The sequence below is a fragment of the Bordetella flabilis genome, assembly GCF_001676725.1.
Taxonomy (GTDB): Bacteria; Pseudomonadota; Gammaproteobacteria; order Burkholderiales; family Burkholderiaceae_B; genus Bordetella_C; species Bordetella_C flabilis.
This window is the reverse complement of the sequence record NZ_CP016172.1, coordinates 5379114-5390278: the sequence shown is the minus strand read 5'-3', so window position 1 is coordinate 5390278 and position 11165 is coordinate 5379114. Positions and strand designations below refer to the sequence as shown.

General features: G+C 66.4%; 10 protein-coding genes and 1 pseudogene. 3 read left to right on the top strand and 8 right to left on the bottom strand.

The window, feature by feature from the left end:
• Positions 1-3: 3 nt before the first annotated feature.
• The 4 genes from BAU07_RS24010 to BAU07_RS23995 all read right to left on the bottom strand — a co-directional run bounded on the left by BAU07_RS24010 (position 4) and on the right by BAU07_RS23995 (position 3055).
• Positions 4-267: a DUF1488 family protein gene (locus BAU07_RS24010; protein WP_066663436.1), complete on the bottom strand. Its 264-nt coding sequence runs from the start codon at positions 265-267 to the stop codon at positions 4-6.
• Positions 268-390: 123 nt separating this feature from the next.
• Positions 391-747 (bottom strand): hypothetical protein, encoded by a 357-nt coding sequence (locus BAU07_RS24005; RefSeq protein ID WP_066663434.1) that lies wholly within the window; start codon positions 745-747, stop codon positions 391-393.
• Positions 748-967: 220 nt separating this feature from the next.
• Complete coding sequence (locus BAU07_RS24000) at positions 968-1936, bottom strand: tripartite tricarboxylate transporter substrate binding protein (RefSeq protein WP_066663432.1); 969 nt, start codon at positions 1934-1936, stop codon at positions 968-970.
• A 54-nt stretch (positions 1937-1990) separates the two neighbouring features.
• Entirely contained in the window at positions 1991-3055 is a 1065-nt protein-coding gene (locus BAU07_RS23995) for a tartrate dehydrogenase (protein WP_066665686.1), read from the bottom strand.
• A gap of 193 nt (positions 3056-3248) precedes the next feature.
• Here BAU07_RS23995 and BAU07_RS23990 point away from each other — a divergent pair, with 193 nt between their 5' ends.
• Complete coding sequence (locus BAU07_RS23990) at positions 3249-4172, top strand: LysR substrate-binding domain-containing protein (protein WP_066663429.1); 924 nt, start codon at positions 3249-3251, stop codon at positions 4170-4172.
• 28 nt (positions 4173-4200) lie between these two features.
• Here the strand turns inward: BAU07_RS23990 and BAU07_RS23985 are convergent, their stop codons facing one another.
• Entirely contained in the window at positions 4201-6645 is a 2445-nt protein-coding gene (locus BAU07_RS23985) for a hypothetical protein (RefSeq protein ID WP_066663426.1), read from the bottom strand.
• Between the two features lie 629 nt (positions 6646-7274).
• On the opposite strand from BAU07_RS23985, the gene BAU07_RS23975 reads away from it, so the two are divergent.
• Positions 7275-8351 (top strand): cation diffusion facilitator family transporter, encoded by a 1077-nt coding sequence (locus BAU07_RS23975; protein WP_084025955.1) that lies wholly within the window; start codon positions 7275-7277, stop codon positions 8349-8351.
• A 70-nt stretch (positions 8352-8421) separates the two neighbouring features.
• Here the strand turns inward: BAU07_RS23975 and BAU07_RS23970 are convergent, their stop codons facing one another.
• The gene (locus BAU07_RS23970) at positions 8422-8739 is read right to left on the bottom strand and encodes a hypothetical protein (protein ID WP_066663420.1); all 318 of its coding nucleotides are present in this window, start codon (positions 8737-8739) and stop codon (positions 8422-8424) included.
• 104 nt (positions 8740-8843) lie between these two features.
• Here BAU07_RS23970 and BAU07_RS23965 point away from each other — a divergent pair, with 104 nt between their 5' ends.
• Positions 8844-9650, top strand: a complete 807-nt coding sequence (locus BAU07_RS23965) for an aspartate dehydrogenase (protein ID WP_066665684.1) — start codon at positions 8844-8846, stop codon at positions 9648-9650.
• A gap of 52 nt (positions 9651-9702) precedes the next feature.
• Here the strand turns inward: BAU07_RS23965 and BAU07_RS23960 are convergent, their stop codons facing one another.
• Positions 9703-10269 (bottom strand): DNA-3-methyladenine glycosylase I, encoded by a 567-nt coding sequence (locus BAU07_RS23960; RefSeq protein WP_232338193.1) that lies wholly within the window; start codon positions 10267-10269, stop codon positions 9703-9705.
• Between the two features lie 229 nt (positions 10270-10498).
• Positions 10499-10993 (bottom strand): annotated as a pseudogene (locus BAU07_RS23955) (methylated-DNA--[protein]-cysteine S-methyltransferase); the annotation flags it as partial.
• Between the last annotated feature and the right edge of the window lie 172 nt (positions 10994-11165).

Genomic DNA, 11165 nt, shown 5'->3' with positions numbered 1-11165 from the left:
CTTTCAGCCGTCGAAGTCTCCCGTGCCGAGGGTCGTGACCCCGTCGGTGGGCGTATTGAAGGCGGCTAGCGCCACGGTCTGGATTTGCTCTCTACCGCGTTCGAAGGCTCGCAGCAGCGCGCTGCCGGAGTTGTCTTCGGCGCCAAAGCATTCACGCAGCACGTCGCCGGAAATCTCGAATTTCCGCGCCTCCCCACCGTGCGTCAGTGAAAAAAGAATGGCGTCGTCCTGCACCCGCGCGTCCGTCATGTTCGCAAACGTCCCCATGGTCGCTTCTCCATGCACGTTGAAATATGTACGTACCCGATACCCGCGAAAGCACGCGGCCGTCCCATATGGGGCGGCCGCGTGGAGTCCTCGGCCGGCGTAGGCCGGGCCGTCGCGGCGGGCTTATTTGCCCGCGCCGGTCTGCGGGACGGACTTGGAAGGTTCGGCGGTGTTGCCGGAACGGCTGCCCGACGAATGGGTGGAGCCGCTGCCGGAATGGCTTTTGTTCATGCTGCCATTCTTGTGCATGCCGTTCTTCTGGGTGGTAGTGCCCGTGCCGGTATTGGATTGGGGCGTCGTGGTGGCGTTGGGGGCCGGCGAAGCGGTGCCCGGCGGGACGTTGCGGTTGTTCGGCGGGGTGGCCGTGCTGTCGTTCGGCGTGGTGCTGGGCGTCGTGGGGGCCGTGGACTGCGCGCTGGCGATACCGGTGGCGCATAGTGCGGCGAGCGCGAGGGCGGGGGTCAAGCTGCGGAATTTCATGCGATTCTCCTTGCCGGTTGAACGAGCCCAGCAATACGCAAGCGCCGTGCCGTCCGGGGGAGCGGGGCTGCGGGCTCCCCTCCCCGGGTGCCCGCAGCGGCATTCATGGGGCCAAGACGGGTCGAACCCCGCCGGGCCTGGGCCCTTCGATGGCCGATGGGCCCAGGCAAGCGCATGGAATGGGAGCGAAGCCGGAAAGGTTGTGCGGGTAAACCCTCGGCTACTGCTCCGTCAGTCCCGCTTGCTTCATGAGCTGGCCATAGCGGCCGATCTCGTCGTCGATACGTTTCCGCATGGCCTGCGGCGTGCTGCCGACCGGCTCCGCACCTATGGGTTGGAGTTGCTTGCGCACCGCCGGGTCGGCCAGGCTTCGGGCGATCTCGTCGCTCAATTGTCCGATGATGGATGCCGGCGTGCCCGCGGGCGCCATCACGCCGAACCATGACGCGATGTCGAAGCCCGGCAGGCCGGACTCGGAAAGGGTTGGGACGTCCGGGAGCACGCTCGAACGGCTCGACGTGGCCACCGCCAGCGCCTTCAGCTTGCCGGCCTGGACATAGGGCAGGCAGGACGACACGGTATCGAACATCATGGTCACGCGCCCGCCCATTAGGTCGGTCAGGGCGGGTGCGCTCCCTTTATAGGGAATGTGCATGATGTCCGTGCCCGTCATGGTCTTGAACTGCTCGCCAATCAGGTTGTGCGCCGTGCCTGCGCCGTTGGACGCATACGTGAGCTTGCCGGGATTCGCCTTGGCATAGGCAACCAGTTCCTGCACGTTGGATACGGGCAGGTCCGGACGGACGACGAGCACGTTGGGAACGATGGCCACCACGGATACCGGAGCCAGGTCCTTACGCAAGTCGTACGGCAGCGTCTTGTAGTAGTTGGCGGCAATGGTGTGATGGACGGCGGCCATGAGCAGTGTGTAGCCGTCGGGGTGTGCTTTGGCCACGTAGTCCGCGCCGATGGTCGCGCCGGCCCCGGGGCGGTTCTCGATGATCACGGGCTGCCCCCACGCCATGGTCAGCCGCTGGCCTACGGTACGGGCCAGGAGGTCGGTCGTGCCGCCGGCCGGGAACGGGACGACCAGCCGGATCGGTTTGCTGGGATAGGATTGCGCCGCGGCGGCCGTGGCGGCCAGGGTCAGGGCCGCTGCCGCGGCGTACTCGCGCAGGCGGATAGTCATGGGGGTCTCCTCCAGGGTGTTGTCTTTGTTGTGGGATGGCGATATGGCGGCGCGTCAGCGTGCGGGTGCCAGGGCCTCGCATACGGCCTGCGTGACCTGGTCCGTCGTCGCCGTCCCGCCCAGGTCGGGCGTGAACACCCGCGCCGCCGTGGTGCGCTCGATGGCGTCCATCAGTTGCCGGGCCGCCGCGTGCTCGCCCAGGTGTTCGAGCATCATCGCCGCGGTCCAGAACGTGGCGATGGGATTGGCGATTCCTTTGCCCGTGATATCGAAGGCCGAGCCGTGGATGGGTTCGAACATCGACGGAAAGCTGCGATCCGGATTGAGGTTCGCGGTGGGTGCGATGCCCAGGCTGCCTGAAAGCGCCGCGGCAAGATCGGACAGGATGTCGGCGTGCAGGTTCGTGGCCACGACCACATCCAGCGTGGCGGGCTTGAGCACCATGCGGGTGGTCACCGCATCGACCAGTTCCCGGTCGGTGGTGACGTCTGGAAAGTCCTTGGCAACCTCATAGAAAATCTCGTCCCACATCACCATGCCGAAACGCTGTGCGTTGGACTTCGTGACCAGGGTCAGGTGGCGTCGTGGCCGGTTGCGAGCCAGGTTGAACGCGTAGCGATGGATACGCTCCACGCCAGCGCGCGTGAAAACCGCCGTCTCCGTGCCGACTTCGATGGGCAGGCCGCGGTGCGCGCGGCCGCCATTGCCGGCGTATTCGCCTTCCGAATTTTCGCGGATGATGACCCAGTCGATATCCTTGCCGCCGGCAAGAGGACTGTCCACCCCGGGCAACAGGCGGGCCGGCCGGACGTTGGCATACTGGTCGAACCCTTGCGCGATGGGCAGTCGCAGGCCCCAGAGCGAAACATGGTCCGGCACCTCGCGTGCGCCGACCGCACCGAAGAAGATGGCATCGAATTGCCGCAAGCGCGCCAGTCCGTCCTCCGGAATGTAGTGGCCGTGCTCCAGGTAATAGGCCGAACTCCATGGAAAGTGTTCGACCTGCAGACGGAAGCGGCCGTCCACGATGGCAAGCCGATCCAGGACACGCAGCCCCGCGGCGATGACTTCCGGCCCGATCCCATCGCCGGGTATGGCCGCGATTCGGTACTCACGCATGACGATTCCTCTTATATCGCCCCATGCCGCGACGATGCCGTGGCGGCGCCGCCTGCGCGGCCGGGCGCTTTCCTGGTGTGGCGCGACGCCTGCCGGCGTGCGGACGGCCTTGGCGGCCCCCGCCGCCATATTGCTTCGGCGCCAGGCACGCAAACGCGCGATAATTCAAACTGGTTTTTCCCTCAGGTTGACAATGGGCCATTCCAACGAGTTGCTGCTGCTGGTCGAGCTGGTCAAGGCCGGCAGCCTGACCGCCGCCGGACGCGAGATGGGGCTGACCACCGCGGCGATCAGCAAGCGTCTGCAGCAGATGGAAGCACGGCTGGGTGTGCGCTTGCTGAATCGGACGACGCGGCGCATCAGCCTGACGGCGGAGGGCGAGCTGTACCTGGAGCACGCGCGGCGCATCCTGGGGGAAATCGAGGAACTCGACGAACTGGTTTCCAGCAGCCGCACGCGTCCACAGGGTTTGTTGAAGGTCAATGCGCCGCTCGGGTTCGGGCGCACGTATATCGCGCCGGTCGTTGCGGCCTTTTCACAAAAGCATCCGGAAACGGCAGTGCAACTGCATCTGAGCGATACGCCGGTCAGCTTCCTGGAGGACGCGTTCGATGTCTGTGTGCGTTTTGGGGAAGTGCCCGACACGCGGCTGATTGCACGCAAGATCGCGCCGAACCGGCGCCTGGTCTGCGCGTCTCCCGGATACCTGAAGGCGCACGGGCGTCCCGAGATCCCGCGCGACCTGCTGCGTCACCAGTGCATCGTGTTGCGCCAGAACGAGTCGGCATATGGCATCTGGCGCTTCGCGAAGGGACGCGATATGCAGACCGTCAAGGTCAAGGGCAGCCTCAGCAGCAACGATGGCGAGGTGACCTTGACCTGGGCGCTGGCCGGGCTGGGTATCCTGCAGCGCGCCGAATGGGATCTGGCCCGCTACCTGCGCAGCGGGCGCCTGGAACTTGTCCTGGAAGATTACCGGCTGCCGCCCGCGGATATCTATGCCGTTTTTCCCACGCGGCACCATTTGTCCGCAAAGGTGCGGGTGTTCGTCGACTTCCTGGTGGCGTCCTTTCAGTCCAAGCTGCGCGCGGCCGCCGGCGGGAAGGGCGTCTGGTAGCGCCCATCCCGACCGGGATGGCGCCGCTTCAGGCAGCCGCCACCCGGGCCAGCACGTCGAGCTGGTGCTTGCGATAGCGCGACCACGGAGCCGAGGAAAAGCTGTTCGCCTGAATGGCGGCCGCGTGCCGCATGACGCCATTGCGCCCGTTCAGATTCCTGCGGATGCTGGCGCGCACGGACGGATCCAGGCGTGCCAGGGCGGCTTCATACAGGTCCAGTTCGCTCTGGCCGGCCGTCAGATGCAAGCGCGCATCCGCCAACGCATCCAGGGCGGGGAGCATCGCGTCCGGTCGCTTGAGGTGTCGCAGCGCCGGCGTGAGCAGCGCCAATGCGTTTGCGCAATGCCGTATACCCGGCTCCTGATCCAGAGCGCGCGCCAGGCCGGCATGGAAACGGCGCAGGGGATGCGTGCCGGACAAGCGGTTCAGCGGCGCACTGGACAGTGCTTCGGCCACGTGCTTGCGGAGGCTGGACAGCTGCGCGGGATCAAGCTTGTCCAGGTATGCGCCGATGTGGTCGCGCAGCATGTCGGTGGCGTTCGATTCGCCGCGTTTGGCGACCACGTTGCGAATTGCCTGGGTAAGCTCAGTGCTTTGCTCGCCGGTTAGACTGCCATTCTTGAGTATGTCGGACACGGTTGCCCGCACCTGCGTCCTCAGCGCATTGGTGGTGGTGGCGCGGCGCGCAAAGAAAGCCGACAGTCCGCGACGCAGCCTTGTCCACAGGCCCGGTTGCCGCCGGATACGCGGCGGAAACTCATTGCGGGCGTCGGAAGCCTGGTTCGCTTGCACAATTACCGACCCATCCGCCTGCGGCGGATGGTTGCCCGTGGCGCCCCTTAACGCCGCCCGCAGGTCCTGCAGATATTTGCGCATTTGATGCCGCAGGACGCCATCGGCCTGAAGCTGGCGCATCTGCACCTGCTCGTACATTGCGAAGTGGTGTGGCAGCTGGCCAAAGGCCGCGGCCTGGCGTTGGGACGTGCCGGGCCCGATGGACACATTCAGCATCCCGGCCAAATCCTGCCGTTGATCCGCAGGCAGGCGCCGGATGTACTCGATCAGGCGTTTCTGCCGCGGTTCGGCGGGGTCGCCGAGCGCTTCGTCGCCGCTCCACATATCCTGCAGCGCGGCATCGATTTCCGTCGCCGCGCCTCTGCCGGCGGCCGCAAGAAGGGCCGCGATTTGGGTATCCCAGGACTTCGCGGTGGCGTGTTCCCTGGCCAGCTCGCCAACGAAGTTCAGCAGGGCTTCCGCCACGTCCTGCTGCGCTTTCGCGGCCTGGGCCTTGGGCGCAGTACGGCGCTTGCCGGTACCCAATACCTGGGCAATCTGCCGGGCAAGGTCCTGGCGCGTCCCGTCGTTCCGGTCGGCAAGCCGGGCCAGCGCACAGAGCTCGTCCAGGGTATGGACGTGCAGTCGCGGCTTCAGCGTGTCGCGTATCAGGTTGTTCTGCAGCGCGGCGTACCCTTCCGCGGTCGCCTGCCGGCCAAGGGCCACCACGATCCTGGCGGTCTGCTTTATCGATGCGGGGTGTTTCTGTTGAACTTGCATGAGCGCGCGATGGAAGCTTCCGCAGCGGGTCTTGAGCGGGGGGCCGTGGCGTTTGGCGCGCACAGCCGTGCCGGACGAGTCCACGGGTGCGGCGGCGCTGAGCGCGCTGTCCAGCGCCGCCAGGGCAATGCCGACATCCAGCCGGTCAAGCGGTGATATCCAGGCGGTCGCGCCGATCGCGGCGGTTGCAGGCAAGGGCGGGAGCGGCGCGCGTCCAAGCCTGCGGGCGGACGCCGGCTCGTCGATAGCGCTGTACACGTGATCGCTGTCGGTCGAGGAGGGATCCGACGGGTATCCGCTGTCGGTGGAGGTTCTTCGTATGGACGCATAGAGCGGTTGGACAAGGTGGGCTGGCGTATCCACAGGACGGCCCCCGATGGCGTCGTTGACAGCGTCGTTGATCGCAATGCTGGCGGCAATGTTGCGGGTGTCGGGACCAGCGACCGTTGTGCCGACATTGGCATTGGCACCGCCATTCCGAGTGGCATTGCGATCGGCACTGCCCACGCGCATGCTCGATCGCGGTTTCGGGATGGGCTTGCGCCCTGTCCGGCCCGTGACCGCCGGGTCGGCGTTGGCATTGGCGTCGCCTGCGGTGGCGAGGTCGCGCTGGTGCGCCATGGACCCATGTGTTCGCATCGGGTAGGCGCCTGCGTCCACGCCGGACGAGCCATTGCCCATGGGCGCGTCATCATCGTCGTCGCCGAAAGGGTTGTACTCCGCAGGATAGTCGTCCCGGCTCGCGCCCACTGTGATGGAGCTGCCATGCCGGGCGTCCCGGGCGATGGCTGGACCGCGGGGCGCACGGTCGCGTTCCGCGGCGGATGGCGTGTTCGCCACGGGCGGGGAGTCGTCTTCGTCGTCGCCGAACGGGTTGTAGCCGGCAGGGTAGTCGCCTGGGCGCTGGCCGGGAGCCATGGAGGCTGCCGGCCCCCATCCGCGCGTGGAGGCCAGGTGTGCAGGCCGGTCGGCGCGGACTGCCCTGGTCGCGGATTCGGCCGGCCTGGCTGTCGACCTCAGAGCAGGCGTGGTGAAACCGGGCGCCAGCGGAGCGACGCGCTGTGGCCGCTTGGGGAGGTTCGAACTCCCTTGCCGGAAAGGGCTTGGATCACGATAGCCGCCGGCCGGTGTGCGGGTGTCGATGGCGGCAGGGAGCGGGGAAGCTGCGGTAGCGAGGCGTGGCATATGGCGTAAAGGACCCAGAGGAAGACAAGCGCGGGAGGGGCGCGCCGATCGGGGCTGTTCTCGACGGCGCAGGGGTGCGTGACCGCCCCTTATGGCTGCGTTCATCTGCCCGGGCTCGGACCGTGCTTATTTATGTCCCTGAATCATGTGACTTACATTACGGGTCGTATCACGGCTAATGCGGCTCGAGCCGACGCGCCACGAATTCACGCATGTCGGCGGGGCATCCAGGCCACGAACGGGATGCGACGCGCAGACTTCATCGGGCGTCGCCTTTACGGGGTATATTCAGCGCCGCCCACCGCAGGCATGCCGCCCGGCATGCCGTGTCGCGTGCGCATCCAGTGGTTATCGGAGATTCCATGGGACGAGCAGGTGAGGTGCAGCAACAGGCGGATGCCGGCCACGCCGGCCACAGCCACGGCCACGGCGGGCACGACCAGGGCGCGGGCAGCCATAGCGCGCACGACAAGGGCGCTCACGACCATGGCGGACCGGGCCACGGCGGCCACAGCCATGGCGCCACGTCTGGCGACTCGCGGCGGCTGATGTGGGCCCTGGTCATCATCGTCCTCTTCATGGTGGTGGAGATCGTGGGCGGGCTGATATCGGGTTCGCTGGCGCTCCTGGCCGATGCCGGCCATATGGTCAGCGACGCGGCGGCGCTGGGCTTCAGTTGGCTTGCCCTGCGCATCGGCCGCCGGGCTGCGACGTCGCGCATGTCGTATGGCTACCGGCGCCTGGAGATTCTCGCGGCGTTCGTCAACGGCCTGGCCTTGTTCGGCATCGCGATCTGGATCACCATCGAGGCCGTACAGCGTTTCTGGCAGCCAGTCGAGGTCATGGCGGGCACCATGCTCGGGGTCGCGGTCGCCGGGCTGCTCGCCAATATCGTCGCCTTCCTGATCCTGCATGGCGGCAGTCACGCCAACCTGAATATGCGCAGCGCCCTGCTGCACGTCCTGGGCGATCTGCTCGGCTCCGTCGCCGCCATCGTGGCAGCGGTCGTCATCCTGTGGAATGGCTGGACGCCGATCGATCCCATCCTGTCCATACTTGTCGCGGTCATCGTCCTGAAGAGCGCCTGGCACCTGGTGCGATCGTCGGCGCATATCCTGCTGGAGGGTACGCCTTCAGGCATGCACCTGGACGAAGTGCGCGCCGACCTGGAGCAGAACGTGGCCGGCATACAGCGGGTGCATCATCTGCACGCCTGGTCCATCACCGCCGATCGCCACATGTTGACCCTGCACGTGGTACGGGAGCCCGGTGCGGTGCCACGCGACATCATTGCCGCGGTGCGCCAGCGCGTGGCGGACCGGTTTGGCGTTTCGCATGTGACGGTGCAGGTCGAGGACGCCGAGGACTGCCGGGACGACGCCCATGGCAGCGGGAATTCGCCCGCGGATGGCCACGATTGTGCCGGTATGGCCGGCTGAGCCACGAAGCCGGGCGAGCCGGTATCGAGGTACATCGCTCGCGCCGATGGTTGCGGCAACTGCGCGCCGGTCATTTCTGGTCGGGCTGCCCGCCTTCCTGATGCGGCGTCGGGGGAGGCCGGTCATCGAACTCTTCCTGGATGCGGGGCGCCTGCGGACATTGCGCATCCAGCGATTGGCGATACCTGATACAGCCCCGCATGAATTGCGGCCAGTCCGGCACCTTGGGAAGATGCTCGACGTGCTCCGGGAGCGCCTTCCACAATTCGGGATGATGCCAGCACAAATCATGGCCGGAGGCATCGCGGTGAGCGCGTATGCCCGCCCGGAGTTTCTTTACTTCGGCCACAAGTTGCTCGCGCGACATTGATTCAAGGTCATGGTCCATGTCGTCCTCATTTGGTCATGGATGACGCGTTCACTTTACCGCTGGCCGTGCCCATCCATATCGAACGGTATACTCATGGCCGCTTCACATCGGGCGGTCTATTCATGAATCCAATACGTGTCGGTATCGCCGGTTTCGGTGCGATCGGTCAGTCCGTGGCCAAGTCTCTGGATGCGGACGCCGTGCCGGGGATCGAACTCGTCGCGATCGCGGTGCGCGATCCGCGGCGCCCCGTCGCCTTCGCATGGCAGGGGCAGGCGCCATCGTTCACCACGCTGGATGGCCTGGAGCCGCTGTGCGACGTGGTGGTGGAATGCGCCCCCGCCGCCGTCTTCGCGGACGCCGTACGGCCCATGCTGCTGGCCGGCAAGAAGGTTGTGGTGCTGAGTTCCGGCGCGCTCTTGTCCCATCCCGAACTGATCGATCTCGCGCGACAAAACCACGGCCAGATACTGGTTCCCTCCGGCGCTATCCTGGGGCTGGATGCCCTGACGGCGGCTGCGGAAGGGACCATACGGTCGGTCACCATGATTACCCGCAAGCCGGTACGTGGCCTGTTGGGCGCGCCCTACCTGACGACGCACAATATCGATATCTCCCGCATTACCGAACCCACCCTGGTATTTCGCGGCACGCCGCGCGAGGCGGCCATCGGTTTCCCGGCCAACCTGAACGTCGCGGTGAGCGTATCCCTGGCGGGGATCGGCCCGGACCGCACCACGCTCGAAATCTGGGCCGATCCGGCACTGGAGCGCAACACGCATCGGGTCGAGGTCGACTCCGATGCCGCGTCGTTTTCCATGGAAATCCAGAACATCCCGTCGGAGAATCCCAAGACCGGCCGCATCACGGCGCAAAGCGTGCTGGCCGTGCTGCGCAAGTTGAACGGGCCGCTGCGCGTGGGAACGTAGCGGGCGCATCCCTTTTTGGCGCGTCCCTTTTGGCGCATCCCTTTGGCGCGCCCTATTGCCCGGGCCACACGCCGGAGCTGCCGCGCCGATGGCTCCCCAGCACGTGGGTGTCCACGATACCTGTCGCCTCCATGAGGGCATGCATGGTCACCGGTCCGACAAAGGAAAATCCCCGGCTGCGCAGCGCCTTGCTCAACGCGATCGAGGCGGCCGATATGGTGGGAATTTCCGCGACGCTGCATGGCGCCGGCGTTGCGGCGGGTTGGAAGGACCAGATGAACCCGGCCAGGCCGCCTTCGGGCCGCAGCGCTATTGTCGCCGCAGCGTTGCGGATGGTCGCCACGATCTTGGCCCGGTTTCGTATGATCCCGCTGTCGGCCAGCAGCCGTTCGATATCGTCGTCGGCAAAGGCGGCCACCGTGTCCGGGTCGAAACCGCGGAAGGCGGCGCGGAAAGCCTCTCTTTTGCGCAGGATGGTGGCCCAGGACAAACCGGCCTGGAAGCATTCCAGCGCGAGCCGTTCGAACATGCCGCGCTCGTCGCGTACCGGCATGCCCCACTCCGTGTCGTAATAGGTTCGCAGCAGCGGATCGACGGCAGCCCAGGGCGGGCGTGCCAATCCATCATCACCGACGATCAGTCCGGCGGCTTCAAGCCGGCCAACCGCGGACGGAGTCACCGGCGTGGTCGAAGATGCGCGGGTTGGCGATGGCGCTGTCGCTGCTCCAGGCGACCGCGCCCCCGGCTTGCCTGCCGGCCGCACGCGCCCGGGCGCGGTATTCGATGCGGTCGTATCCCGGCGTTGCGTCACGATGCTGTTGCCTTTGCGATCATTGCGGGGTTCCTCAGGCTGCCAGCGCCTGGCGTGCGCTCTCCAGCGCCAGCAGGCGGGCCTTGACCGCGATGCCGCCGGCAAAGCCGGTCAGGTGGCCCGACGCCCCGATGACGCGATGGCACGGCGCGATGATGGAAATGGGGTTTCTACCGTTTGCCGCGCCCACGGCCCGTACCGCAGCAGGGCGGCCGATCTGTATCGCGATCTGGCGATAGCTGCGCGTTTCTCCATACGGAATATCCAGCAGCGCGCGCCAGACCTGGCGCTGGAAGTCGGTTCCGTTGAAATCAAGTTCGAGCTCGAACCGCTCCCTGGTACCGGAGAAGTACTCCTGCAACTGGCGTTGTGTCTCCAGCAGGACGGGGTGGGCGCGATCTTCTCGCATCGCACCCAGGAGTACGCGTTCCGGCTTGTCGTTCTGCCAAAGGATGGCGGCGAGCCTGCATTCGCGGGCGACGAGTTTCAATGTGCCCACCGGCGTGCCGGCGGTCATGTATGCATATGTCATGGACGTGCTCCCTGGCGTAGGTGCGGTTCCTGATCCGCGGTCATGCAAGGCAGTTTAGGAGTTTAGCGGGCGGCGGAAACTCTGGATCTTGCGGTGGACCGGTGGTGAACCTGCGGCGGCCGCCACGTATTCGCGCGTGCACCGACCTGCCGCGTCCGAGGGGATGCCGGGG

Excerpts from the sequence above, each read along its gene's own strand:
- BAU07_RS24010 (WP_066663436.1), bottom strand. The coding sequence starts at position 267 with ATGGGGACGTTTGCGAACATGACGGACGCGCGGGTGCAGGACGACGCC.
- BAU07_RS24005 (WP_066663434.1), bottom strand. The coding sequence starts at position 747 with ATGAAATTCCGCAGCTTGACCCCCGCCCTCGCGCTCGCCGCACTATGC.
- BAU07_RS24000 (WP_066663432.1), bottom strand. The coding sequence starts at position 1,936 with ATGACTATCCGCCTGCGCGAGTACGCCGCGGCAGCGGCCCTGACCCTG.
- BAU07_RS23995 (WP_066665686.1), bottom strand. The coding sequence starts at position 3,055 with ATGCGTGAGTACCGAATCGCGGCCATACCCGGCGATGGGATCGGGCCG.
- BAU07_RS23990 (WP_066663429.1), top strand. The coding sequence starts at position 3,249 with ATGGGCCATTCCAACGAGTTGCTGCTGCTGGTCGAGCTGGTCAAGGCC.
- BAU07_RS23985 (WP_066663426.1), bottom strand. The coding sequence starts at position 6,645 with ATGGCTCCCGGCCAGCGCCCAGGCGACTACCCTGCCGGCTACAACCCG.
- BAU07_RS23975 (WP_084025955.1), top strand. The coding sequence starts at position 7,275 with ATGGGACGAGCAGGTGAGGTGCAGCAACAGGCGGATGCCGGCCACGCC.
- BAU07_RS23970 (WP_066663420.1), bottom strand. The coding sequence starts at position 8,739 with ATGGACCATGACCTTGAATCAATGTCGCGCGAGCAACTTGTGGCCGAA.
- BAU07_RS23965 (WP_066665684.1), top strand. The coding sequence starts at position 8,844 with ATGAATCCAATACGTGTCGGTATCGCCGGTTTCGGTGCGATCGGTCAG.